The sequence below is a fragment of the uncultured Psychrobacillus sp. genome (assembly GCF_938022135.1).
Classification (GTDB): Bacteria; Bacillota; Bacilli; order Bacillales_A; family Planococcaceae; genus Psychrobacillus.
In genome coordinates, this window is the sequence record NZ_CALIED010000076.1 from 23,706 (window position 1) to 48,993 (window position 25,288).

Consider the following 25,288-nt stretch of genomic DNA (forward strand, 5'->3'; position numbering starts at 1 on the left):
AAAGGGAGTAAATTAAAAAAGGCCCTGCATATAGCAGAGCCTCGAATAAATACACTACATTAATTCTTTTGCTAGCAATCGGTAAACATCTAGTCGCTTTTGTTGAGAGTGTGGAATACTACAAATCATCACTTCATCAAAGCCATAATGTGCCTGCTCCTCTTGAAGAGTGTTAGCTACTTCTTTTGCAGATCCTACTAAGTGGATTTTGCGGTTTTCTTGAATCATCATCCGATCCATTTCGGTTAAAGGATAATTTTGTGCCTCTTCCGGTGTCATAAGCTGGCTAATCTGTCCTTTCATAAGTGAAAGTCTAGAAATATCTTGAGGTAGCGCCTCAAATTCCGCCTCTTCCTTAGTTTCTGCAACAGTTACTAAATAGGTTACATTGATTTCTGGCTTTTCCATAAAGGCTGAAGGTTTAAAATTCGAACGATAAGCATCTAAAATTGTTGGAGTCATCCCACCCTGGAAGAATTGAGCAAATGAATAACCTAGTCCCATTTGTCCAGCCTTAATCGCACTGTTCCCAGTAGATCCAAGTAGCCATGCTTCAGGAAGTACGACGTTCGATGGTGATGCAATAGTTCTATTATAGACACTGTCCTCAGGTATCTCATCATTTAAAAGCTCCAGTGCTGTCCCTAACTTTTCGTATAAATTATTCACCATAGGCGGACGTCCTTCTGAAAGAGCGTACATCGCATAGTTGTCCCCGCCCGGGGCACGTCCTACTCCAAAGTCAATTCTTCCTGGAGAAAAAGCACTTAATGTTTTAAATACCTCCGCCAGCTTCAGCGCTGAGTAATGCATCATCATTACTCCACCCGTTCCAATTCGAAGATTAGTCGTTTTCGCAGCAAGTTGAGCAGCAATAATTTCTGGAGCTGAGCTTGCAAAAGCACTTGTTCCGTGATGCTCCGCCATCCACATTCGGTGATAGCCGAGCTCATCAGCTAAAATTGCTAGTTCTTCTGCTTTTTTCAATGCATCTATTGCATTATTTCCTTTAGTGATCGGTGCTTGATCTAAGACACTTAATTTCATATATATATTCGCTCCTTCGTTTGCAATACATTCTCTACTTTCTATTTAAATGCTATAGAAATAGTAAGAAAAAGTAAACGAAAGGGTCTTGGAATTTCCTAAATAGATAATAAGGGGAGCCTCTTTAAAAGAGACTCCCCACACCTAAAGAGCGGACACGCACCTACAGGTAAGAAAGTGTCACCTAAACAGATAAAAAAGCCCACCTTGGCGGACTTTTTTATTGGAATCGGTCGGTTTTTACACATAATCGGTTGGTTCGAGCCGATAATCGGTCGGTCACCCTGAATAATCGGTCGGTCACCCCGAAAAATCGGTCGGTCAACACTCACTCGAGACCATCCCTCAATTTATATCTAATTTTTGGACACCTATTGCTAGCTCTAGGTGTATTTTAGTATACTGAAGTATTTTCTTTCGAAATGTTTTCTAATATTTCTTTTACACGAGCCAAGAAACGACCACAAACTAGGCCATCTAATACACGATGATCAAGAGATAAGCATAGATTCACCATATCTCTAGCTGCAATCATGCCGCCCTCCATAATTACTGGTCGTTTTACAATAGATTCTACCTGAAGAATTGCTGCTTGTGGATAGTTAATGATCCCCATCGACTGAACAGAGCCAAATGAACCTGTATTGTTTACAGTGAAGGTACCGCCTTGCATTTCATCAGATTTTAGCTTACCAGAGCGGACTTTTCCAGCTAGCTCCATTACTTCTCGAGCAATGCCTTTAATCGTCTTTTCGTCTGCATGCTTAATTACCGGAACAAATAAGGCATCATCTGTTGCAACTGCAATTGAAATATTGATGTCTTTCTTTTGGATAATTTTGTCGCCAGCCCACATAGAATTCATCATTGGAAATTCTTTTAATGCTTGTGCAACTGCTTTCACAAAGAATGCAAAATAAGTAACATTAAAGCCTTCTTTTTGTTTAAATTCATTTTTAATCGAATCACGGTACTGTACTAGGTTCGTCACATCTACTTCAATCATCGTCCAAGCGTGAGGTGCCTCATGCTTACTACGAAGCATATTTGCAGCAATTGCTTTACGGACACCAGTTACTGGAATTTCGATGTCACCTGCTCCGACTGGGACATTAATAGCAGCTGGCTTTGTTTGAGTGTTAGTAGGAGCAGAAGCTATAGCCGCTTTTTCCTCCACCTTAGCCTCGCTAGCTGGAGCTGCTTGTGGAATGTCTCCACTTTCTATTATTTTAAGTAAATCTTTACGAGTAATTCTACCTTCATTACCAGTACCTGTGACTAAAGAAAGGTCGATATCATGCTCCTGTGAAAGTTTAAGAACTGCAGGTGAGTAACGAGCTTTTGCTCCTTTTGCACGGTCTGCTGGCGCTGACTGTGCATGCTTATTCACCTCAGCAGGTTTAACCGTTTCAGCAGTTGGTTCTTCAGGCGCAGCTTCCTTTACCTCTACGATTTCTTCAGAAGAGCCTCCTTCTGTTTCAATCGTACAAACGATTTCTCCTACTGCAAGTGTATCTCCTTCATTGGCAATTAGTTCTTTAATAACTCCCGTGAAGGAAGAAGGTACTTCTGCAGTAACTTTATCTGTATTAACCTCAGCAAGTGCGTCATACTTATTGACATGATCGCCTGGTTTTACTAACCATTTTTCGATTGTCCCCTCGGTTACACTTTCCCCAAGCTGAGGCATTTTAATTTGTTCTAGTGCCATATGGGTTCCTCCTTTATAGATCAAATTTGCTTAGGCGTTTTTCCATTAGCTTAATATTCCGCCAGCTCACGCATTGCTTTTTCGACTTTGTCTGGATTAATCATAAAGAATTTTTCCATGGTAGGCGCATATGGCATAGCTGGAACATCAGGACCTGCAAGGCGCATAATCGGAGCATCTAAGTCAAACAAGCAATTTTCTGCAATAATCGCTGCTACCTCACTAATAATACTACCTTCTTTGTTATCCTCCGTTACAAGTAATACTTTACCTGTTTTAGAAGCAGCTTCTATAATTGAGTCTTTGTCTAACGGGTAAATTGTACGTAAATCTAAAATATGAGCTGAAATACCGTCTTTTTCTAAGCGTTCTGCAGCTTGAAGTGCGAAATGGACAGCTAATCCATAAGTAATAACCGTAATATCTTCCCCTTCACGCTTTACGTCTGCCTTACCAATTTCAATCGTATAATCGTCGTCCGGAACTTCTCCTTTAATAAGGCGATAAGCACGCTTGTGTTCAAAAAACATAACCGGGTCCTCATCACGAATAGCTGCTTTTAACAATCCTTTCGCATCATACGGAGTAGAAGGAATAACTATTTTTAGACCTGGCTGGTTAGCAAAGATAGCCTCTACAGATTGAGAGTGATAGAGAGCACCATGAATACCCCCACCAAAAGGAGCACGAAATACGATTGGACAAGTCCAGTCATTGTTAGAGCGGTAGCGAATACGAGATGCCTCCGAGATAATTTGGTTAACTGCAGGCATGATAAAATCTGCAAATTGCATTTCTGCGATTGGACGAAGACCATACATGGCAGCTCCGATTCCTACACCCGCAATAGCTGATTCTGCAAGTGGTGTATCTAACACTCTATATTCACCGAATTCATCGTAAAGTCCGTTTGTTGCTTTGAACACGCCACCCTTACGACCAACATCTTCCCCAAGAACGAAAACGCGCTCATCGCGGGTCATTTCTTCCTTCATTGCAAGTGTTATTGCATCAATATAAGACATGATTGCCATTATGCGTTCCCCCCGTCTTTTTCAGCATAAACATGTTTTAATGCATCTTCTGGAGCAGCATATGGTGCAGCCTCTGCATAATCAGTTGCCTCATTTACTTCCTTCATAATGCGGTCATTGATCTCTTTTTCTAAATCGGTAGAAAGAATATCTAAATCTCTTAAATACTTTGCAAATGTAATAATAGGATCTAAAGCTTTTCCTTCTGCAATGTCTTCTGCCGTACGGTATTGTCTATCATCGTCATCTGATGAATGAGCTGTCAAACGGTAAGTAACGGCTTCTATAAGACTTGGTCCTTCTCCGTTTCTTGCGCGGTCAGCAGCTTCTTTTACTACTCTGTATACCTCGATTGGATCTTTACCATCCACCGTTACGCCTGGCATTCCGTAGCTACTCGCACGGTCTGCAACATTTTTACTAGCAACCTGACGCTCAAAAGGAACTGATATCGCATATTTATTGTTTTCCACCATTGTTATACAAGGTAATTGATGTACTCCTGCAAAATTTAAGCCTTCATGGAAATCTCCTTGGTTAGATGAACCTTCTCCTAATGTAACAAAGGTAATGAAGTCTTTCTTTTCAATCTTGGCAGCTAAAGCAACACCAACAGCATGAGGTAGCTGCGTTGTAACTGGTGATGAGCCTGTTAAAATACGATTTTTCTTTTGCCCAAAATGTCCTGGCATTTGACGACCGCCAGAGTTTGGATCCTCTGCTTTAGCAAATGCTGATAGCATTAAATCTTTTGGAGTCATACCGAAATGTAAAACTACCCCCATATCTCGATAGTAAGGAGCGATATAATCCTTTGTATTATCTAAAGCAAATGCCGCCCCTACCTGAGCTGCCTCTTGTCCCTGACAAGAGATAACGAATGGAATTTTACCTGCACGGTTTAACAGCCACATACGCTCATCAATACGGCGCGCCATTAACATCGTCTCGAACATTTTTAATACATCTTCATTTGATAACCCTAATTCCTTATGACGATTGTTTGTCATATAGAGATCCCCCTTTTTTTACATATGAATCGCTTTACCATCAACAGCTAACGCTGCTTCTCCCATTATTTCACTTAAGGTTGGATGTGGATGAATTGTATGTGCCATTTCCCAAGGAGTAGCATCTAGAACCATAGCCAAACCAGCTTCTGAAATCATATCTGTGACGTGAGGTCCAATCATATGAACTCCTAAAATATCATTGGTTGCCTTATCTGCCACAATTTTAACAAAGCCATCCGATTCACCGTATACAAGAGCCTTACCAATTGCTTTAAAAGAGAACTTGCCTACTTTTACATCAAATCCCTTTTCTTTTGCCTGTTGCTCTGTAATTCCAACACTTGAGCTTTCAGGACTTGCATAAATACAGCGAGATACAAGATTGTAATCCATTGGAATTATGTCTTCTCCAGCAATATGCTCTATCGCTGTAATCCCCTCATGGCTTGCTACATGTGCCAATTGAAGTCCACCAATTACATCGCCAATTGCATATATATGAGATTCTTTTGTTTGAAATGTGTCAGAAACCTGAATAAATCCATTTTCAATCACGATATCTGTATTTTCTATACCAATACCTTCTGTGTTTGCTTGTCTACCAACAGATACAAGCATTTTCTCAGCAGTAAATGATTGAGTTTCCCCATTAACTTCAGCAGATATTGTAACTACGTTGTCTGCTGTATCTAAAGTATCTGGAAGTACTTTTGCATTTGTTGCAAATGTGATCCCCTTTTTCCCTAGAAGCTTTTGCATTTCTTTAGAAATATCTTTGTCTTCCGTAGGAATAATTCGATCAGCGTATTCGATTACTGTTACTTCTACTCCAAAGTCGTTTAGCATGGAAGCCCATTCTATACCGATTACTCCTCCACCAACTATGAGAATAGACTTAGGTAGCTCTGTCATTACTAACGCTTCATCCGAAGTCATCACTAGAGATCCATCTATTGACAAACCTGGCAAAGAGCGAGGGCGTGAACCAGTGGCAATGACTACATTTTTCGGGATAAGCATTTCATTTTCTTCACCATTGTTCATCTCAACCGAGACGGTCCCCCCAGGAGACGGAGAGAAAATAGATGGCCCGAGCATTCTGCCTGTTCCTTCATACACATCAATCTTGCCTTTTTTCATCAACCCCTGAACTCCTTGGAATAATTGGTCCACAATGGATTCCTTTCGGGCTTGCACTCTACTAAAATCTAATGTTACTTCACTTGTATTTACACCAAAGTCGGCTGCATGATTTTTAGTAGTAGAAAAAACCTCGGCACTTCGAAGTAATGCTTTACTTGGGATACAGCCTTTATGTAAACATGTACCACCTAGTTTGCCTTTTTCAACAATTGCTGTTTTTAAACCTAGTTGAGCTGAGCGAATGGCAGCTACATACCCACCAGTTCCTCCACCAATAATTACTACTTCGTATTCTTTTGCCAAATGAATCGTCTCCTTCCAAATAAGAAGGCCGGCTTTACAAGGAATCTATAAAGTCGGCCAATTTGCTGCTAGGATATAATTATTGATTAACGGCCATTTAAAATATGTTTTCCGTTTTGTAGAAATTGACTACGAGATTTGCTTACACGCGCGATACGCTCTTCAGCTAAACGGTCAGCAGCAACATAAGTTGGAATCCCGTCACGTTTTGAAATTTCAAAAATACGTTCAATTTTGTCATAGATACCTGCCACGCGTTTCATCGCACGGTCATGGTTGTAACCATATAATTCATCTGCTACATTGATCACTCCACCAGAGTTAATAACATAATCTGGTGCATAAACGATACCCATTTCATGAATCATGTCGCCATGTGTTGTATCTTTCAATTGGTTGTTAGCTGAACCAGCAATTACTTTAGCTTTCAACTGTGGAATCGTAGCGTCGTTAATAATTGCTCCAAGTGCACAAGGAGCAAAGATATCTACGTCCTGTGAGTAAATTTCATCTGTACCGACTTGTACTGCACCGAAAGCTTCTACTGCACGATCCACTGATTTTTGGTTAATATCAGCAACGATTAACTTTGCGCCTTCTTCATGTAGGTATTCACATAGCGTATAAGCCACATTCCCAACACCTTGTACGGCAATTGTTTTTCCTTCTAATGAATCAGAACCAAATGCTTCTTTAGCTGCAGCCTTCATCCCAACGTAAACACCATAAGCTGTTACTGGAGATGGGTTACCTGAAGAACCAAACGCCTCTGATATACCAGTTACGTAGTTAGTTTCTTCATGGATAAGGTCCATATCTGCAACTGTAGTACCTACATCTTCAGCTGTAATATAACGACCATTTAACCCTTGGATGAAACGTCCAAATGCACGGAACATTTCTTCATTTTTATCTTTTAATGGATCACCAATAATTACAGTTTTTCCTCCACCAAGATTAAGTCCTGCTGCCGCATTTTTATAAGTCATACCTTTAGCAAGACGAAGAGCATCCTCAATTGCTTCTTCTTCCGAAGCATAATTCCACATACGAGTACCACCAAGAGCCGGTCCTAATGTAGTGTCATGAATAGCAATAATCGCTTTAAGTCCTGAAGTTTTGTCTTGGCAAAATACTAATTGTTCATAATCATAAGTTTCCATATATTTAAAGATTTCCATTTGTAGTTCCTCCTAGTAGTTAAATTGGTGCTTGTATAAATGATTTATAGTAAATACCCCTATTTACGTGAACACTTTCCTTTTACACCAGATTGTGTTTTTCTAGCTTGTAATATAATGAGCGAAGAGAAATACTTAACTTTTTAGCTGCTTGTGACTTATTGCCATCGCAAATTTTAAGCGCTTGGGCGAGTACTCTTTTCTCCATTTCATCCATTTGGTCCGCAAGTGGAGCAATCGAATCTTCATCCTCCCCTTGTGACAACTGGAGCATCGATTTTGGTAAATGCTGTTCATCTACTAATCGTTCATTCGATTGAAGAAAAATCATGGAGCGGCTAATAATATTCTCTAACTCTCTGACATTACCTGGCCAATCGTAAAGACATAAGGTTTCGAGAGCTTCCTCTGAAAATCCTTCAATGTTTCTCCCAAACTCTTGGTTAAGTTTAACGAGCAATCGTTCTGCAAGAAGCGGAATATCCTTTTTTCTTTGTCGTAAAGAAGGTATATAAATCGGCATTCTATTTAACTGAAAATAGAAATCCTCCCTAAAGGTGCCATCTCTCATTGCCTTTTCCAAGTTAAGACTACTTGCAGCAATGATACGAACATCAACCTGCTTCGGGGTTGTGGCCCCGATAGGTATGATAATATTATCTCGCAAAACCTGTAGGAGCTTAGCTTGAGTTTTCTTAGTCAACTCACCAACTTCATCTAAGAAAACCGTGCCTTTATATGCTTCTTCTAATTTACCAGGATATTTGATGCCATCTTCCTCATATCCAAATAATTCACGTTCTAAAAGATGTTCCTCTAAAGAACTGCAATTAACTCGGATAAAAGGATAGCTTGAACGCCCACTTTCTCCATGAATGGCATGAGCAAACAAATCCTTTCCTGCACCGACCTCTCCCCTTAAAAGGACGGTAATTGGAACGTTAGCTGCTAGTTTAGCTTGTTCTATTGCTAAATTAATCTCATCTGAAGTCCCGACTATGTCTTCAAATGAATAAGTTGATTCTAGTGTTCTGATAATAGTTCTTGCGCGATCTAATTCCTTCATTAAACCTCGCATTTCAGTCATATCGTGAATAACACCGACACTACCCTTTAACTGGTTATTCACAATAATTGGAGCTACATTAACAATAACGTCCTTTTCTTGTTTTCCAACTCGAAGATTGACACCTCTAATAGGTTTTTTAGATTGAAGGACCTTTAAATGTATACTTTCGCCCTCCGAAATGTCGGCAGTAGCCGGCTTTCCTATTACCTCTTCTTCACTAAATCCAGTGATACGAGTGTATGCGGGATTTATCAATATACCTTTTCCTTCTTCATCCACTACCGAAATTGCATCATCACTTGAGTAAATGATAGCCTCGAGCATTTTTTGAATTTCCGTAAGGTTAGTAACTTCCTCTGCAAGACGAACGACCTCAGAGATATCCTTAAAAACCGCAAAAGCACCAATTCTTTTTCCTTCTTCGTTTACCATCGGGTATCGAGAAGTGACTATTTTGGTACCGCTTTCAAGAGTAAGTTCTTTGTGAAGCTCAATCTTGCCAGTTTCAAATATTCTCGGTAATTCACTTAAAGAGATTACATCTGCTACATGCTTACCTAGAGCATCCTCAACAAGAATTGAGGTCATTCTTTCGGCACTCTTATTGAAAAAGTTAACAATACCTTGGCTATTAATGCCAATCATTCCTTCTTCAATAGAATTAAAAATGAGTTCCTGTAATGCTTTTTTCTGATCAATAATTTGAATATATTTGTTTTTCTCTTCTATTAATGTAACGATTAAGTTGGCTATCTCGCCAGGAATCAGTACAGCTGTAGCCGGCCTATTTTGAAGTAATTCATAGAAAACTTCCTTTCGACCAGTCACATCAATAATGATTTGAATATCATTGCTTAACAAGCTTTTCCATTCTGAATAGGTTGGTATATTTTGTTGTTTAGCGTAGATCATTCCAGGAGCCTCATCATTAATATCAACAATAGCAGTAACCTGAAGGTAATCTGCCTGCTCTATTAATTTGAGAAGTGCATATCCACCGTTACCAGCACCTACAATGAGTATGTTTTGCAAAAATATGCACACCCCCACTTTTTTTCTGCAACTTATTGCATTTCTTCTATATCATACCGTAACTTTCTGACATTGACAATCCTAAACTTGGATGTAAAATTAAAATAGTAGAGAACAGGAGTGAAAAAAGTGGCTCGTTTATTGGCTTTAATCGTATTATTAATACCTGGAATTTTAGCAGCATTTGGAATCAAACTGATGAGAGATACATTTTTTGGTCTACAAATACTTCCACTTGGTGGATTAGCGGTACAGTTTATTTGTGGTTTTCTATTTACAGTTTTAGGTTTAGGATTTTTCGCAGGATTTCTACTCAATAGAGATAGAAAAAATGGAAAAGTTGCTCCACGATTTCAAAAGAAAAAGGACAATGACTTATAATTAACGCACTCAAATAGCCTGATCAGTGTCCACAGCTAGTCTTTATCTATTGATGAAGTATCAAATAAAAAAATAACGTTAAAAAAAAGACACTCTCTGTCCAAAATGAACAGAGAGTGTCTTTTTTTGCTTAAAGAGCTCATATTTGGGGCATTCACCCTTATTCGACATAGTATAACGAGTTCAATACTCATTTTTGCAAAGTTATTTATCTTTTGGTCCGATTTTGCTGTTCGATTACTTTCCTTGGATAATCCGTGATCCAGCCAATAACCGCCTCATGAGGATTTATCAAATATTTCTCGGTACCCTTAATGTTATAAAAACGCATGGGAAATCCGGCATCCCAAATCTTGTTCATCAGGTCAGTCCCGTAAAACTTTTTGTTAAGATGTATTGCCTCATAGTTCCGGTTAGACAATATCTGATCCCAACTAGAACTCTTTTTACCAATGAAAGCTGTTTTTGTTTTTATAGGCATTCTTTGAATAACTTCTAGAATGCTTTCTTCAAAGGAAGAATAATGCACATCCTTAATAGCCTCGGTCTTATAGACAACCTCTTCAATTTTTTCGGTTTTGCCAAGAAAGGATTCCTTGAATTCCACGTTTAACTTCATATTTGTTTGCTTAAAAAATGTAAGAAAATCCTCTAAGCTCAACACTCGTGAATATAAAAATCTGCGCACAATTGTTTTCCCGAGCTTTAGCTTAAGAATTTCCTCCGCTGCCATATCAGTGATTCTTTTATTGATACCAGCTAGTCTAAAAAAGTCTATATCATGGGTCACGAAAGCAATTCCATCTGCTGAAAGCTGTAGGTCCATTTCAATACCATCTACACCTATTTTACTTGCAGCTTCAAAAGACTTTAAAGAATTCTCTACATACTTTGTCGCTCCACCTCTATGAGCGTATACAGGTATATTAGACATTTAACTCCCCATTTTCTAACTTAAATTTTCCTTTTGTAGTACTTGCTACGAAGGTAGATTTATTACCTATTTGTATATAGGTACCCGGATTAGCTTCTTTTGTAACATTCACATAGTATTCCGCTTTACTTCTTAACATCCTTAAAATTCGTTGGATTTCCTTATCAGCTTCTTTCATTTCTTGCTGTAGCAGATTATATTTTTGTTTAACCTGTTCATACATTCCATTTTGTTGCGTTGTCATTTTGCCTTTGAACTGACCTAGCTGACTGATTTGATAGTTTAATTTAGTCGATTCTTCTTGATGCTGTACTATTTTTTCTGCTAGCATCTTTGCATTTTCAGTTAAAATTTTTCGATCGATCCCCTGTACAATTAACTCTGTCTTCCTTTCCATACTATTACTACTATATGCAGTAGTAATCGAATGAACTGCCACAGCTTTTCCACCAATAATCTTCCCCTTACGTTCGTCCAATATAATTTCATTGGCAAACATAGAAACACCAAGGGCATAGAAACCGATATGTATATTTTCCTTTGCGTCTAATGTACATTCATTTGCATGTTTAAGATATATATTATTATGAGCTTCCACCTTTGTTACTCCCCGTCCGAAAATGCCTCCTTTTATAAAGACATCTCCTTCAGCAGACTTGATCAGTTCAGCTGAATTAACGCCATCTTTCCCTTCAATAGACACATCTCCAGAAGCAATTACTGAATAGCCAGCCATTACAGTGCCTTTCACTTGAATTGATCCATCGAATTTCAAATTTCCTGTTTCTATACCGACATCTCCGTCAACTACCAAATGCTTTAATACAGAGAGAACCCCATTTACTTCTCCTATTACACCTTTTGTTTTCGAGCGAAGTACAATTTTTCCTCCCTCCTCTATTTCGTAGGCTGTCTTGGGATCATATTTAAGGGTGATATCGTCTCCAGGAGCTGCTTTAACAGTTTCCCCATATACATTCGTCCCATCCACCCCTTCTTTAGCGGGTATTTTCTCTCCTAACCATGAGCCCTCATGGATTTCTTTTAAAAAATTCATATCAAAATAATCTGCTTTACCATCTTCATTAATAACCGGTTTTTTTTCAGCCTGCGCTAAATAGCTTACTTGTGCATCTAAACCTTTCTGAGATGGTGTACCTTGAGCAATAATGAACGGTTTTCCGGGTTTTAAAGACAATATATCTATGTTTTTTTTGCCATATGTAATATTATTTTTTTCTAATGCAATATGTATTTGAGATTGTACTTCTATTATATTTTCTTCAATATAGCTTTTTGATTCATTAACGGTTATAAGTGCCTGCATATAGTCTAAGCTAACATCTAACTCAACCAAATCAATCCAATTTCCGATTTCTATTGGTTCCGTAGACTTAGCCGAGAGTGCTTTTTTTAATGTCATAAAGCTTGTAACTTTAAACCGAGGATTTTTTCGAGGATATTCTTCAAATTTTTTCAAACTGTAGCCTTCTCTTTTTGTAAAAAGAAAAACCTTACCATCCTTTACAGACAAGGTTATATGATCATTATCTTCTATTATCAAGTTTCTCACCCATTCCATATTATCTTAACTACTTACTTCATGTATTTTGAAATGACTCCCTTAAATTTGAGATTTAAATTCAGATGAAAGACACTTACTTTTAAAATCACCTGAGTCTTAATGACTATTCGAAAAACAAATCATTATACTTATTTAATATATATGATTAAGTCGGATAATACCATGAATTTTCTGGAAATTAGTTAGTTAATCTCATTTTATCACAATAATTTTCAATTATGAATTATTTTCATTTTAGCCAAAAAAAGTATCTATTTCTACGGAAATATCCATAATACTATCAACGATCATCGCGATGAATTCATTATTAGTAGGTTTAGATATGTACACTTGGACTCCTATGATATTGTCATATTTTTGATCACATGAGTTATGCAGAAGTAAAACTGCCTTCTCAACTATAGATGGCAAAAAAATTACAGGTTATATATAAGAAGTCAGCCCAATAAGGTGACACCAAGTATGATTATGTTATAATAATATTCCCTTAATTTACCTAAATATTGAAGACGAGAGGAAGAATCCCAATGTCACTAACTCCAATTGAAAAAGCTAAAAAGGTATTACGAGGTATTGAAGAAGGTAATTATTTATTTGATATGCACGGACAATGGAGACACGAATATTATGACGATTACTTTAAATATTTTAATCATCCTGATCCCGAATTACGTAAGTGTTCTCTTATTATCTTTTGGTCTGGTATTGGAAAAACGTGGCAGGGAACGGGTACTGTCTTCGCACCACTTAAAGAAAGAGAAGAATATGGATATGCTGATTCAAATAAAATTTATCTTTTCGAAGATTACATTAAATCATTCTTAGAAAATAAAGAAAGTATAAAAAAAGATTATCCGTTACTATATGAGGACTTGATAAGGTTTTTAATAAAGTTGGATATTCAAAAACGATTTGAAGATTCATTTGTTGAAGTTGATAAGGAACTTTTTGTAGAACTTAGAAAAGTCCTAGATGAATATAAAGATCTAGATGAATTTGGTGAATATTGTTTTGCTGATTACAATGAAATATATAAAGAGTGTGGATTTCCACCATTCTATTGGAAATGATAAATTGACACTGCAAAGGTCTTACCTTTGTGGTGTTTTTTTAAAAATGGAAGGTATTATCAGAGGTATGATTTTTAAACTTCACCTTTTAGGGAGAATCAAATAAAAACTCATCCTTCAAATAGATTAGTTCTTTACTACGTCAGAAAATCTTCCAAATAAAATTCTAATTCTGTGATTTTCATATTTTTCGTCCTTTTTTTAAAAATACAAAAAAACCAGCGAATCAAATAATTCGTTGGCTTTGTTGATATTAGTTTATAGGATTTGAAGTACAGATCAAGTTAATATTTCAGAAGTTGGTTGGTTTGTACATCCCGTCAAACCGTGATTCCTAACCCTTTCAGCTAGCCATGTTCTCCATGCGAATTTTATCTGCGATCATCGCGATGAATTCACTATTAGTAGGTTTAGATTTTAAGTGATGGACAGTATATCCAAACATTTTAGAAATAGTTTCATAGTTACCTCTGTTCCATGCTACTTCAATGGCATGACGAATAGCGCGTTCTACACGTGAAGGTGTTGTTTGGAATTTCTTTGCTATCTCAGGATATAAAACTTTCGTAATTGATCCAAGCAGCTCAATATCTGAATACACCATTTGAATTGCTTCTCGGAGATAGGAATATCCTTTAATATGCGCGGGAACACCCATTTCTTTAATAACATTTGTAATGGTATTATCAATCATTCGCTTGTTTTGTAAAGCTTCTTTTTCCGGGTTTGACTTAACTGGCGCTTCCTGCATGGATCCCTGTCTTCCAGCGACTTGAATAATCTGTGTTACAAGACGGTCAAATTCAAAAGGCTTTAGCATAAAATAAGAGGCACCTAAGTCCACTGCTTGTTTCATCACATCTTCCTGGCCAAAAGCAGTTAACATAATAACCTGTAATCCCTTTAGCTTATCATTTTTTTGGAGTGAGTCTAATACAGCAATTCCATCAAGATGTGGCATGATTATATCTAACAATAAAACATCTGGTTTAATATTTTCTAACATTTCCAAACATAATTTCCCATTATAAGCGGTACCAATAACTTCAATTTCAGGGTGTTGTTCAAAATATGAGTCCATTGTCCGTATTAGATCTTTGTTATCATCGACTATTGCTACTTTTATTTTCTCCATTAAAATTCATCCACCTTTTGTAAGTTTTTACATAATTACTATTCGCTAATTTTTCCCTACTTCCTTTATTAATTTTCAAAATGATTCTTTCCTATTACGATTCCGAGGTATTATGACAAATTGTAAATCTTTTCTTCTCATTTGTCGAATTATAGTTATTTACATTTTAAGCTTTTATACAAGAAAAGCGCAAGCGCCTATTTCTGCCCCGACAGGCAAATGAGAAAAAGCGAGGAGGCAGTCCCTCAGCCACCACAAACGCTCTTGTTTGCGACAAGCTTGCGCAGGAGCACCTTTTATCCATTTGACCCCGAGGGGCAAGGCTGCTTGCGCTAGACAAAATAGAAAAGCGCAAGCCGCCTATGTTTTTTTATCCATAGGTTTTCAGAATTTATTTTATAATTTGCTAAGCAATTACAAAAGGCTACACCCAAATGGATGTAGCCTTCATAAAATCATGGATTTTTCTTCATCATCTCTGTTATAGCTAAAGCAGCCCCGTTTTTTGGTTTATCCACGTACATATGAGTAACAACCCCAATTATTTTGTCAGCTTGAAGAATTGGGCTTCCACTCATGCCTTGAAGAATACCACCAGTCCTTTTAATGAGCTGGGAATCAGTTACCGTAAACTGAAATAGATGTCCTTCCACAGATGAGATATTTATTGTAAAGTCCTGCACTTTCTCACCATCGATTGATGTTCGCATAATTGCTTTACCTGTCGTTATTTCTTCTTTTTCTGCAACTGACATTTGTTGCATCGGTATATTTGCTAATGCTTTGTTTTCTAGCTTGCCAAAAACCCCATAAACATTATTTTCATTTACTCCCCCTATAGGTGGAGTGTTGTTTTCATGCGAAGTAATCTTATACCCAGGTTTTCCTGGAATACTTTTTTTGATTTGTTGAATGGAAGACAAATAAATAGAGCCTTCTGAGAATTTTGGAGTAACGCCAGAAGAATGGTCTACTATTTGATGCCCAAGTGCACCAAATTCATTTGTTTCTGGGTCATAATAAGTGAGCGTTCCTATTCCTTCAGTTGCATCTCGCAAGAAAGGGAATAATTTCATCATTTGATCTGGCGTAATATCTTTCGTATACATTTTTTTATCTCGCTCATACTGGATAATAATTTGTTTCTTATTTTTTAATTGCCTTTTTAAATCATCAATGTTAGATACCGTTTGGTCATTTATTTGATGAATTGCATCACCAGATTTTAGCCAATAGTCATCTTCTAACAACACATCGTGATTAAGAAACACAGATCCATACTGGAGGTCGATCTGAATAGATTGCCCAAGTGGAACAACTGTTATTTTTGAAGCGAATGCAGTGGTGCTTAGAAAGAACAAAGTAAAGAAAAGTATTGGCAAAAGCGACCAAATTCGATAGCTTTTTTTCATATTTCACCTCCCATACATCTTACTATGTCCTTTGCTGTGAACTCTATGTGAGGTAAATAATTGATAAAAAAAGAAGACCCAAAAGTTACAGGTCTTCAGGAGTTTCTTAATATTTTTTTACGTTCATTTGCAATTTTTAATAATTCTTTGGAGTGTTTTAATGTGGTCGTAGTTATTTCGGTACCTGACATCATTCGGCTCAATTCCTCAGCTCGTTTATTGTCTGTTATTTCCTCCAATAATGTATATGTTCTGTTTCCAGTCACTTCTTTTCGGATTAACAAATGCTGATCTGCCATTGCTGCAACCTGAGAAAGATGAGAAATGCACAAAACCTGAGAATTCGTAGCAATGCCAGCTATTTTCTCCGCTATGGCCTGAGCAACACGTCCGCTAACTCCTGTATCTACTTCATCGAAAATGATGGAAGTAATCCCTTGATGTTTTGAAAAAATGCTTTTTAGGGCCAACATCATACGAGAAAGTTCTCCTCCGGACGCTATTTTCGTTAATGCTTTTAATGGCTCTCCCACATTTGTAGAAATGTAAAATGACAAGTCATCTAAGCCATCTTCATTATACGTTTGGTTAGACTGCTCGTGAAACATAACTGAAAAAGTAGCTTTTTCCATATATAACTCTTTAAGCTGCTCCATAATTGCTTTACTTAACTTTTCAGCAGCAATTTTACGTTTTACGGTCAGTTCATTTGCTTCTAGCTGGAGATCAATTTCAATTTGCTTGATTTTTTCACCCATTTTTTGAATCTGTTCATCTCGATTGACTAATTGGCTTAGGCTATGCTGAATTTGATCTTTGTATTCTAAAATTTCTTCAATGGATGAGCCATATTTTCTCTTTAACGTTTGAATAGTTGCAAGTCTCTCTTCCACCTCAAGCAGCTGATTGCTATCATATTCCATCTCATCCAGCTCATTTTTAAGCTGGTGGGCGGCATCCTGTAATATATAAAAAGCAGAAGATACGCTTTCGCTTAACTCCTTCATATTATCATCAACATCGGATATATCCATTAAATCAGACATTGCAGTTCCTATATAATCTAATCCTTTAGATTCTCCTAAAATAGCTTCATAGGAATTACTCATCTTGTCGAATACCTTATGAAAGTTTAATAATTTCTTTTTTTCATTTTGGAGCAATTCTTCTTCTCCACTTTTCAACTGTGCTTCCGCTATTTCCTCTACTTGAAAAGTGTACAAATCTATTTTGTGCGCTATTTGTTGTTCGTTTTCCGTCAGTGTCGCAAGTTCTTTTTTCCATTTTTTATATTTATGGAACAATTCTTTATAATTTTCTTTTACTACCTTTAAGTCTTCTCCAGCAAACTGGTCTAGTAAATGAATATGTGCTTTGTCATCCATAAGTTCTTGGCTTTCATGTTGGCCATGAATATCTATTAAACTAGCACCGATCTCTCTTAAAATGCCTATAGTAACTAATTTCCCATTAACTCTACAGACACTTTTTCCAGAATCGTTTAAATCTCTTCGGAGAATAATAGTTTCGTCGTCGACATCTATACCAACGTCAAACATTTTCTTAAAAACACTATGTTGTGGATCTGTTATGATGAATAACCCTTCCAGTTCAGCTTTTCGTGCTCCATGTCGAATAAATTCCTGTGAGCCTCTACCTCCACAGAGTAAATGAACCGCATCTATAATAATGGATTTACCAGCACCAGTCTCACCAGTTAATACAGTTAGTCCTTCGTCGAAACCAACTGATAGCTCGTCTATAATAGCAAAGTTTTTAATGGAAAGTTCTTTTAACAAAATATCACCTCTGTTTAAAAAATCTGTATCGTTTTAGGTATTTCATTTCATTTGTATACACATTTAGATTTAACACCGTTTAAGATGGTAGCACGCAGACCTCGAATCCATGACTAGTAAGACATCACACCTACGCTCTTAAGACCTCTTACGCCACGGAAAGCGGCCGTGCTGATCAATGATTACACTTTTGATAGCTGTTCATTTTTGACAAAACAACCGGAATTCCAGCATTACACATGAAGCCATTGGATATTACAGCATTTCCAGTAAACGATTTTTTAAAGTTTGACTATCTTCTTCTGTTCTACAAATGATTAAGCACGTGTCGTCACCACAAATAGTCCCCAATATCTCTTCCCAATCCAAATAATCGATTAGCGAGCCAATCGCATGAGCATTACCTGGTAAAGTTTTCATAACTAAAAAATGACTTGCTCCATCGATACTAACAAAGGCATCTGTTAATGCTCTATGCAGCTTTTGCATAGGATTAAATCGTTGGTCTGCAGGCAAACTGTACTTATAGTTACCATTTGGTAAGGGCACCTTTACTAAATGTAGTTCCTTTATATCTCTGGATACCGTAGCCTGAGTAACGTTAACCCCAGCATTTTTTAAATGATCGACTAAATCATCCTGTGTTTCAATTTCATAATTCGCTATTATATCCCTAATACGAATATGCCGTTGTCCTTTATTCATAATGAGCTCCTTGCTGTATAAATATACTGTTTTAATTATACCTTAGCATTACATTGCAAAAGTAACAAGAAAAAACGCGACTCTTGGGGAGTCGCGAATTATTTTAATAAATTATGTGCCTCATTGACAAGCTTTTCAAAGTCGAATGTATGAGGGAGAACTTCTTCAGGATTTACACTAACTAAATGGAATAGAAATTCTATATTACCTTCACCACCAGTAATAGGTGAATAAGAAACATTTTTCAATTGGAAGCCTTGGCTTTCGGCAAAATTTGCTATATCGTTGAGTACATCTATATGCACTGCCTTATCTCTCACTACACCCTTTTTACCAACTCGCTCTTTTCCAGCTTCAAACTGTGGCTTAACTAAAGCAATCACATCTCCGTTTGGAACGATGATTGTCTTTAAAGTTGGGAAGATAAGCTTAAGGGATATAAAAGAAACATCGATAGAAGCAAACGACGGTAAGCCCTCTTGGAAATCAGCAGGCGTAGAATAACGGAAATTTGTTTTTTCCATTACCGATACTCGTGGGTCCTGCCTGATTTTCCAAGCCAATTGATTACTACCTACATCTAATGCGTAAGCATGTGTCACTCCATTTTGAAGTCCACAGTCTGTGAATCCACCAGTAGAAGAACCAATATCTAACATAATTTTATCCTTAATCTCTAGATCAAACTGTTCGATTGCTTTTTCTAGCTTTAAACCACCACGGCTTACATATTTTAAAACCTGTCCCTTTACCGTTAATACAGAAGAGACCTCTATTTTTTCTCCCGGCTTATCTATTCTTTCTTCATTCTTGTAGATAAGCCCAGCCATAATAGCACGTTTAGCTTTTTCTCTCGTTTCAAACAACCCTTGTTCTACTAAGAGTATATCTACTCTCTCTTTTGGTATCTTACTCATGAGGAGATATACCTTGGGCTTTCTTTTAAAGTAGATTTTACTAAATCGATTATGCTATCGCTTGTAATATTAATTTCTTCGAGCAATTGATTAACATCTCCGTGTTCAATAAACATATCAGGAATACCAATTCTTTTAACATTAGCTTGTAAATTTTGTTCGTTATAATATTCCAATACAGCACTTCCAAATCCACCTTGCAAGGCGCTTTCTTCAACTGTAATAATAGGCATATTACGCGAGTGAATATCTTTGAGCATTGCTTCATCAAGTGGTTTGATAAAACGAGCATTTACTACTTCTACAGAGATATTTAATTTACTTAGCTCGTCTGCTGCCTTTAATGCCATTGGAATAGTAGTTCCAAATGTTAGAATCACGGCTTGACTACCTTCTTTTAGTACTTCCCAAGACCCGATTGGAATAGGAGTTAGCTCTTCGTCCATTGGGACGCCAAGTCCATTACCACGAGGGTAGCGAAGGGCAATTGGGCCATCAGAATAGTCAAACGCAGTTTTTACCATATGTTGTCCTTCATTTTCATCTTTTGGCATCATGATGACCATATTAGGCATATGTCGAAGGAAGGAAATGTCAAATACGCCTTGATGCGTTTCTCCATCTGCTCCTACTAGACCTGAACGGTCAATACCAATTACGACATTTAACTTTTGACGGCAAATATCGTGTAAAACTTGATCATATGCTCGTTGAAGGAATGTAGAATAGATGACTAATAACGGTTTCATCCCTTCAGCTGCCATTCCAGCTGCCATTGTAGTGGCGTGCTGCTCTGCTATCCCTACATCGAACATTCGATCTGGGAATTCTGATGCAAACCCTTCCAATTTAGAACCAACCGGCATAGCTGGAGTAATTGCTACAATACGATTATCTTCACGAGCTAATTTTCTTGCAGTTTCGGCTACTAGTGCACTCCAAGAAGGTGCTTTAGAGGCAGACTTCACAAAGTCACCAGTCTCCATTTTATAAGGACCTGTACCATGCCAAGTACCTATTTTATCTTGTTCAGCCGGTTTGAAGCCTTTTCCTTTTTTCGTAATCACATGAATAAGGACTGGGCCCTTCATTTTTTTCGCATTTTTCAAGTTTTCTTCTAGGTCTTCAAAGCTATGCCCATCAATTGGTCCAAGGTAAGTGAAGCCTAGTTCTTCAAAAAATGCTCCAGAAACTAGTAGATACTTTAACGAATCTTTTAAGCGTTCTGCAGTACCTGCTAGTTTACCGCCAACTGCTGGAATTTTTTTCAGCAAGGATTCAATTTCATCCTTAGCCTTGTTATACGTTCCATGAGTACGCAATTTACCCAATACATTATGCAATGCCCCTACGTTTGGAGCAATCGACATCTCATTATCGTTTAGAATGACAATCATGTCTGTTTTTTCATGACCGATATGATTCAATGCTTCAAGAGCCATACCACCTGTGAGAGCCCCATCACCAATAATAGGTATCACAAAGTTTTTCTTCTTTTGAATATCACGAGCTTTTGCCATTCCCATTGCTGCAGAAAGTGAAGTAGAGCTATGCCCTGCCTCCCATACATCGTGCTCGCTTTCGATCATTTTAGGAAATCCACATAGTCCTTTAAATTGGCGTAGCGTATCGAATTGATCTGCACGGCCTGTTAAGATTTTGTGAACATATGCCTGGTGTCCAACATCCCAAAGAAATTTATCATCTGGGCTATTAAACGCTTTATGCAGTGCTACAGTTAATTCAACTACACCTAAGTTAGGTCCAATATGTCCACCTGTAACTGATAACTTTTCTATTAAAAACGATCGAATATCTTCACTTAAGTCCTTTAATTGTTCATTGTCTAAACGTTTTAAAAAGGATGGACTAGAAATTGAAGTTAAATCCATTGCCATCACTCACCTTCTTTTAGATTTCCTTTAATAAAGCTAGGTATAATCATATCAATATTTGCTTCTAAAACAAAATTATACGCTATTTATTTTGATCTTTTTGTTATGTAGTCGGCTAATTCTACTAAAAGTCCCTTGTTTAGTGTTACAGGATGTAACGCCTCAATGGCCAAATTATACTGCTTCTGTAATTGTTCCTTAGCACCAGCCAAAGTTAAAATAGACGGATACGTATTTTTTTCACTTAAAATATCTTTTCCAGCAGTTTTACCTAATTGCTCAGAAGTACCTTCAACGTCTAGAATATCATCTTGAATTTGAAAAGCTAGTCCAATATGGATGGAATATTGATGGAGAGCTTTCATAATATCTTCGTTTGCATTGGCAATTATTCCGCCAGCTAAAATACTATAAGATAATAATGCTCCAGTTTTGTTCAGATGTACCTCTTCTAACTCTTCTAAAGAAAGTCTCTTACCTTCTCCAAGCATATCTAAAACTTGGCCGCCTACCATACCTTCTGCTCCTGATGCCATACTTAATTGATCAATCAAGCGAACTTTTTGGCTCGGCTCCAAGTCTTTGAGTCTAGCTATAATGCCGAATGCTAGTGTTACTAAGGCATCCCCTGCAAGAATTGCTAAAGCTTCACCAAAAACCTTATGGTTAGTAGGCTTACCTCTGCGTAAATCATCATTGTCCATGCTAGGTAAGTCATCATGTATTAAAGAATAGGTATGAATCATCTCTATAGTACTGGCAACTTTTATAGCTTCTACATTTTCCACTCCAAGTTCTTGCAATACAGCAAGAGTGTATAACGGTCTAATTCTCTTACCGCCTGCTCTAAGAGAGTAAAGCATAGCTTCTTTTAATTCATGTGGAGCTGTAATATCATTTATAATCGCCTCAAGCTGGAGTTCAATATGTGGAAGGTTGGTTTCAATAAATGTTTGTAAGTTACTCATCATTTTGCCCTACCTCTTCTTTATTTTCCCCCATAAAGGTAACTAACTGTTTTTCAGCGCTTTGTAATTTATCACTGCAAAGTTTTGATAGCTCCATCCCTTTTTGGTAGAGCTCGATTGCATTTTCAAGCGGGACATCCCCTTGTTCTAGCTGACGAACAATTTGTTCTAATTGGAGCATTGCTTCATCAAATGGAATCTCTTTTTTTGCCATGTTATTTTACCCCCTCTTTACTCACTGCTTGTTGAACTATGGCATCTATTTGACCATCAGGTAAAGTGACAGCGATTGTATCACCTTTTTGAACTTCATCTATCGACTTGATTACTTGGCCATTCTTATAAGTAATGCTATAGCCGCGGTCCATGATTTTTAGAGGATTTAGAGCCTCCAAGGTTCTTAACGACCCAGTAAATTGTTGACGATTTTTTTCAAAAGCCGCAATCATTGCTTGGTTCAGTTGATTTGTACTAGTTACCAATTGTTTAGATTGTAATGTAATCAATCTTTGCGGTGAAAGCTGTTTGAACCGATTGTCTAACTGAGAAAAATTGCGCACTTTGTCACCAAATAATCGATTAACCTCTCGATGCAGTTGCTGTTCCGTTCGAATATATCTCTCTATAAAGGGACGATATAATTTTCCAGGAGTTGCCATGACTGGTGAGGTGATTGCTCTTTCGTATCTGTTTTTTTCATCCGTCAGTCTTTTAGTAATAAAGTGAAGACTTGCAGACTGGTAAGATAGAATGTTCTTCATAAGATTTTCTTTGCTTGGGACAGCCATTTCTGCAGCTGCTGTCGGTGTTGGTGCCCTTAAATCAGATACAAAGTCAGCAATAGTTGTATCTGTTTCATGTCCCACCGCACTAATGATAGGAACACTGCTTTCTGCTATTGCCCGAGCAACAATTTCCTCGTTAAATGCCCATAAGTCCTCTATGGATCCTCCACCTCTACCAACGATTAATACATCAATACTTCCTAGGGTATTAGCTTGTTTAATGGATTTTACGATAGAAGGGGCTGCTTGAGGGCCTTGGACGATACTAGGGAAAACGATAACCTCACTAATTGGGTAACGTCTTTCGAGCGTAGTCAAAATATCTCGAATCGCTGCACCTGTCTTCGATGTGACGACTCCAATTTTTTTAGGAAATGCAGGCAGTCGTTTTTTCCTATTTGGATGAAAAAGTCCTTCTTGTTCTAGCTTTTTCTTTAGCTGTTCGAAGGCTAAAAAAAGCTCGCCAATACCATCTGGCTGTATAGAAGAGGCATACAACTGATATTGTCCTGCTGCCTCAAATACATTAATGTCCCCTCGAACTAGCACATTCATACCACTCTCAGGTCTGAATTTAAGGCTACGAGCGTTCATAGCAAACATAACTGAGGTCAGACGAGCAGATTCGTCTTTTAAAGTGAAATAAATGTGACCACTAGAGTGAACCTTTACATTTGAAAGTTCTCCTTTTACGTAAACATCTCGCAAATGAGTATCCGCATCAAATTTTCTTTTTATGTATTTAGTTAAGGCTTTTACAGTTAAATATGTTTGAGACATCCAATCAACTCCCAAGACTGTTGACAAGGTAAAAGCTGTTCTCTTGTAGAACAGCTTTCAGCTTATTTATCTAGTGTATTCTCTGCTGCAAGGCATGTATTTTCCATTAACATTGCAATAGTCATTGGACCTACACCACCAGGAACAGGGGTGATTTTAGAAGCAATTTCTTTAGCAGAAGCAAAGTCTACGTCGCCGCATAGTTTATTGTCTTCATTACGGTGAATCCCAACATCTATTACAACCGCACCTTCTTTTAAGTGACTAGCATTGATCATTTTCGGCTGACCAGTTGCTACTACTAAAATATCTGCTTGTTTTGTAAAGTTATGTAAGTCTTTTGTTTTCGAGTGGCAGTAGGTTACTGTAGCGTTCTTTTGTAAAAGGAGCTGACCCATTGGTTTGCCAACGATGTTACTTCTCCCAATAACTACAGCGTGCTTCCCTTCTAATGCTATATCGCTATATTCTAAAAGTTTCATTACACCAAAGGGCGTACAGGATAAGAAAGTAGGTTGCCCAATGAGCATCTTACCGACATTTACTGGATGAAAACCATCTACATCTTTTAATGGAGATATAGCTGCAATTACTCTATCCTCATTTATTTGCTTTGGTAGTGGTAATTGAACTAGAATACCGTGTATCTGATCATCGTCGTTTAGCTTGTTAACGTGAGTTAATAGTTCTTCTTCGGATATGTTTTCTTCTAGTTCTATCATAACAGAATACATACCAAGTCTTTCGCACGTTCGTGTTTTACTATTCACATAGGTTTGAGAAGCTGGATCACTTCCAACTAATACAACCGCTAATCCTGGTGTAATACCTTTTGATTTTAGATGTTCCACACGTTCTTTCACTTTTTCAGTTACTTTTCCAGCTATTTCTTTCCCATTAATAAGATTATCTGCCACTATAAACGCCCCTTAATGTCGAAATTTATTGATCTGTATATTTAGATAAAACTCCATTTACAAATCGGCTAGATTTTTCATCGCCATAGATTTTACATATTTCCAATGCTTCATTTATAACTACTTTTGCTGGTGCTTCGTTTGCATATAGTAGTTCATAAACTGCGATTCGAAGAACTGTTCTTTCGATTTTAGGTAATCTGGAAAGAGACCAGTTTTCTAGCTTGTCTGTCAAAGAGGTATCAATTTCATCTTTATGCTCAATTGTCCCTTTCACTAAATCAGTTAAAAAAGGGTCATTTTCTTCTGTAACATGCCCTATCGCTTCTTGTATTGTTATCTCATGATTGTCTAGCTGAAATAGTGCTTGTAATGCTAGCTCTCTTGCTTGTCTACGTTTCATTATTAGTTCTCCTTTAAATGTAGCTATCTTACCCATAATATCATATTTTTTTGTAGAGTGCTTATTAGA

22 protein-coding genes are annotated in these 25,288 nt (G+C 37.4%); 2 read left to right on the forward strand and 20 right to left on the reverse strand.

Annotated features, from left to right (window positions below; translation table 11 throughout):
• Positions 1-54: 54 nt before the first annotated feature.
• The 7 genes from Q0371_RS15535 to Q0371_RS15565 form a co-directional block, all read right to left on the reverse strand.
• Positions 55-1,047: an LLM class flavin-dependent oxidoreductase gene (locus tag Q0371_RS15535; RefSeq protein WP_298472644.1), complete on the reverse strand. Its 993-nt coding sequence runs from the start codon at positions 1,045-1,047 to the stop codon at positions 55-57.
• A 394-nt stretch (positions 1,048-1,441) separates the two neighbouring features.
• Positions 1,442-2,758, reverse strand: coding sequence for a dihydrolipoamide acetyltransferase family protein (locus Q0371_RS15540; protein WP_298472647.1), 1,317 nt, complete (start codon positions 2,756-2,758; stop codon positions 1,442-1,444).
• Positions 2,759-2,808: 50 nt separating this feature from the next.
• Positions 2,809-3,792, reverse strand: coding sequence for an alpha-ketoacid dehydrogenase subunit beta (locus Q0371_RS15545; protein WP_169358154.1), 984 nt, complete (start codon positions 3,790-3,792; stop codon positions 2,809-2,811).
• Positions 3,792-4,802, reverse strand: coding sequence for a thiamine pyrophosphate-dependent dehydrogenase E1 component subunit alpha (locus Q0371_RS15550; RefSeq protein ID WP_169358153.1), 1,011 nt, complete (start codon positions 4,800-4,802; stop codon positions 3,792-3,794). The genes Q0371_RS15545 and Q0371_RS15550 overlap by 1 nt, the downstream gene beginning before the upstream one ends.
• A gap of 18 nt (positions 4,803-4,820) precedes the next feature.
• The gene (gene lpdA, locus Q0371_RS15555) at positions 4,821-6,251 is read right to left on the reverse strand and encodes a dihydrolipoyl dehydrogenase (protein ID WP_298472654.1); all 1,431 of its coding nucleotides are present in this window, start codon (positions 6,249-6,251) and stop codon (positions 4,821-4,823) included.
• Between the two features lie 86 nt (positions 6,252-6,337).
• Positions 6,338-7,432, reverse strand: coding sequence for a branched-chain amino acid dehydrogenase (gene bcd / locus Q0371_RS15560; RefSeq protein ID WP_169358151.1), 1,095 nt, complete (start codon positions 7,430-7,432; stop codon positions 6,338-6,340).
• Between the two features lie 82 nt (positions 7,433-7,514).
• Positions 7,515-9,533 carry a sigma 54-interacting transcriptional regulator gene (locus tag Q0371_RS15565; protein WP_169358150.1) on the reverse strand — a complete coding sequence of 673 codons (2,019 nt, stop codon included), beginning with the start codon at positions 9,531-9,533 and terminating at the stop codon, positions 7,515-7,517.
• 129 nt (positions 9,534-9,662) lie between these two features.
• Here Q0371_RS15565 and Q0371_RS15570 point away from each other — a divergent pair, with 129 nt between their 5' ends.
• Positions 9,663-9,914, forward strand: a complete 252-nt coding sequence (locus Q0371_RS15570; RefSeq protein WP_298472661.1) for a DUF2627 domain-containing protein — start codon at positions 9,663-9,665, stop codon at positions 9,912-9,914.
• A 208-nt stretch (positions 9,915-10,122) separates the two neighbouring features.
• On the opposite strand, the gene Q0371_RS15575 is transcribed toward Q0371_RS15570, so the two are convergent.
• Both Q0371_RS15575 and Q0371_RS15580 read right to left on the reverse strand, forming a co-directional pair.
• Positions 10,123-10,848, reverse strand: a complete 726-nt coding sequence (locus Q0371_RS15575; RefSeq protein WP_251556909.1) for a glycerophosphodiester phosphodiesterase family protein — start codon at positions 10,846-10,848, stop codon at positions 10,123-10,125.
• Complete coding sequence (locus tag Q0371_RS15580; protein ID WP_298472665.1) at positions 10,841-12,328, reverse strand: FapA family protein; 1,488 nt, start codon at positions 12,326-12,328, stop codon at positions 10,841-10,843. The genes Q0371_RS15575 and Q0371_RS15580 overlap by 8 nt, the downstream gene beginning before the upstream one ends.
• A gap of 632 nt (positions 12,329-12,960) precedes the next feature.
• On the opposite strand from Q0371_RS15580, the gene Q0371_RS15585 reads away from it, so the two are divergent.
• Positions 12,961-13,503: a hypothetical protein gene (locus tag Q0371_RS15585; protein WP_298472667.1), complete on the forward strand. Its 543-nt coding sequence runs from the start codon at positions 12,961-12,963 to the stop codon at positions 13,501-13,503.
• Between the two features lie 343 nt (positions 13,504-13,846).
• Here the strand turns inward: Q0371_RS15585 and spo0A are convergent, their stop codons facing one another.
• From spo0A to nusB, 11 genes are all read right to left on the reverse strand, one after another.
• Positions 13,847-14,638 carry a sporulation transcription factor Spo0A gene (gene spo0A / locus Q0371_RS15590; RefSeq protein WP_169358145.1) on the reverse strand — a complete coding sequence of 264 codons (792 nt, stop codon included), beginning with the start codon at positions 14,636-14,638 and terminating at the stop codon, positions 13,847-13,849.
• 455 nt (positions 14,639-15,093) lie between these two features.
• Positions 15,094-16,050 carry a SpoIVB peptidase S55 domain-containing protein gene (locus tag Q0371_RS15595; protein ID WP_169358144.1) on the reverse strand — a complete coding sequence of 319 codons (957 nt, stop codon included), beginning with the start codon at positions 16,048-16,050 and terminating at the stop codon, positions 15,094-15,096.
• Positions 16,051-16,145: 95 nt separating this feature from the next.
• Positions 16,146-17,849 (reverse strand): DNA repair protein RecN, encoded by a 1,704-nt coding sequence (recN, locus tag Q0371_RS15600; RefSeq protein ID WP_298472669.1) that lies wholly within the window; start codon positions 17,847-17,849, stop codon positions 16,146-16,148.
• A gap of 255 nt (positions 17,850-18,104) precedes the next feature.
• Complete coding sequence (gene argR, locus Q0371_RS15605; RefSeq protein ID WP_169358142.1) at positions 18,105-18,554, reverse strand: transcriptional regulator ArgR; 450 nt, start codon at positions 18,552-18,554, stop codon at positions 18,105-18,107.
• Between the two features lie 98 nt (positions 18,555-18,652).
• A complete protein-coding gene (locus Q0371_RS15610) occupies positions 18,653-19,471 on the reverse strand; it encodes a TlyA family RNA methyltransferase (protein ID WP_169358141.1) in 819 nt (272 codons plus the stop codon).
• Positions 19,468-21,363, reverse strand: coding sequence for a 1-deoxy-D-xylulose-5-phosphate synthase (gene dxs / locus Q0371_RS15615; protein WP_251556901.1), 1,896 nt, complete (start codon positions 21,361-21,363; stop codon positions 19,468-19,470). The genes Q0371_RS15610 and dxs overlap by 4 nt, the downstream gene beginning before the upstream one ends.
• 89 nt (positions 21,364-21,452) lie before the next feature.
• Entirely contained in the window at positions 21,453-22,337 is an 885-nt protein-coding gene (locus tag Q0371_RS15620; protein ID WP_298472674.1) for a polyprenyl synthetase family protein, read from the reverse strand.
• Complete coding sequence (gene xseB / locus Q0371_RS15625) at positions 22,327-22,548, reverse strand: exodeoxyribonuclease VII small subunit (protein ID WP_298472677.1); 222 nt, start codon at positions 22,546-22,548, stop codon at positions 22,327-22,329. Before xseB ends, Q0371_RS15620 begins: the two co-directional genes overlap by 11 nt.
• 1 nt (position 22,549) lies before the next feature.
• The gene (gene xseA, locus Q0371_RS15630; protein WP_298472680.1) at positions 22,550-23,899 is read right to left on the reverse strand and encodes an exodeoxyribonuclease VII large subunit; all 1,350 of its coding nucleotides are present in this window, start codon (positions 23,897-23,899) and stop codon (positions 22,550-22,552) included.
• 62 nt (positions 23,900-23,961) lie between these two features.
• Entirely contained in the window at positions 23,962-24,816 is an 855-nt protein-coding gene (folD, locus tag Q0371_RS15635; RefSeq protein WP_298472683.1) for a bifunctional methylenetetrahydrofolate dehydrogenase/methenyltetrahydrofolate cyclohydrolase FolD, read from the reverse strand.
• Positions 24,817-24,841: 25 nt separating this feature from the next.
• Positions 24,842-25,219: a transcription antitermination factor NusB gene (gene nusB, locus Q0371_RS15640; RefSeq protein WP_169358136.1), complete on the reverse strand. Its 378-nt coding sequence runs from the start codon at positions 25,217-25,219 to the stop codon at positions 24,842-24,844.
• Positions 25,220-25,288 lie beyond the last annotated feature (69 nt).

What these genes read in the sequence shown, in the direction of transcription:
- Q0371_RS15535 (WP_298472644.1), bottom strand. Translation starts at nt 1,047, where the DNA reads ATGAAATTAAGTGTCTTAGATCAAGCACCGATCACTAAAGGAAATAAT.
- Q0371_RS15540 (WP_298472647.1), bottom strand. Translation starts at nt 2,758, where the DNA reads ATGGCACTAGAACAAATTAAAATGCCTCAGCTTGGGGAAAGTGTAACC.
- Q0371_RS15545 (WP_169358154.1), bottom strand. Translation starts at nt 3,792, where the DNA reads ATGGCAATCATGTCTTATATTGATGCAATAACACTTGCAATGAAGGAA.
- Q0371_RS15550 (WP_169358153.1), bottom strand. Translation starts at nt 4,802, where the DNA reads ATGACAAACAATCGTCATAAGGAATTAGGGTTATCAAATGAAGATGTA.
- bcd (WP_169358151.1), bottom strand. Translation starts at nt 7,432, where the DNA reads ATGGAAATCTTTAAATATATGGAAACTTATGATTATGAACAATTAGTA.
- Q0371_RS15575 (WP_251556909.1), bottom strand. Translation starts at nt 10,848, where the DNA reads ATGTCTAATATACCTGTATACGCTCATAGAGGTGGAGCGACAAAGTAT.
- Q0371_RS15585 (WP_298472667.1), top strand. Translation starts at nt 12,961, where the DNA reads ATGTCACTAACTCCAATTGAAAAAGCTAAAAAGGTATTACGAGGTATT.
- spo0A (WP_169358145.1), bottom strand. Translation starts at nt 14,638, where the DNA reads ATGGAGAAAATAAAAGTAGCAATAGTCGATGATAACAAAGATCTAATA.
- Q0371_RS15595 (WP_169358144.1), bottom strand. Translation starts at nt 16,050, where the DNA reads ATGAAAAAAAGCTATCGAATTTGGTCGCTTTTGCCAATACTTTTCTTT.
- argR (WP_169358142.1), bottom strand. Translation starts at nt 18,554, where the DNA reads ATGAATAAAGGACAACGGCATATTCGTATTAGGGATATAATAGCGAAT.
- Q0371_RS15610 (WP_169358141.1), bottom strand. Translation starts at nt 19,471, where the DNA reads ATGAGTAAGATACCAAAAGAGAGAGTAGATATACTCTTAGTAGAACAA.
- dxs (WP_251556901.1), bottom strand. Translation starts at nt 21,363, where the DNA reads ATGGATTTAACTTCAATTTCTAGTCCATCCTTTTTAAAACGTTTAGAC.
- Q0371_RS15620 (WP_298472674.1), bottom strand. Translation starts at nt 22,337, where the DNA reads ATGATGAGTAACTTACAAACATTTATTGAAACCAACCTTCCACATATT.
- xseB (WP_298472677.1), bottom strand. Translation starts at nt 22,548, where the DNA reads ATGGCAAAAAAAGAGATTCCATTTGATGAAGCAATGCTCCAATTAGAA.
- xseA (WP_298472680.1), bottom strand. Translation starts at nt 23,899, where the DNA reads ATGTCTCAAACATATTTAACTGTAAAAGCCTTAACTAAATACATAAAA.
- nusB (WP_169358136.1), bottom strand. Translation starts at nt 25,219, where the DNA reads ATGAAACGTAGACAAGCAAGAGAGCTAGCATTACAAGCACTATTTCAG.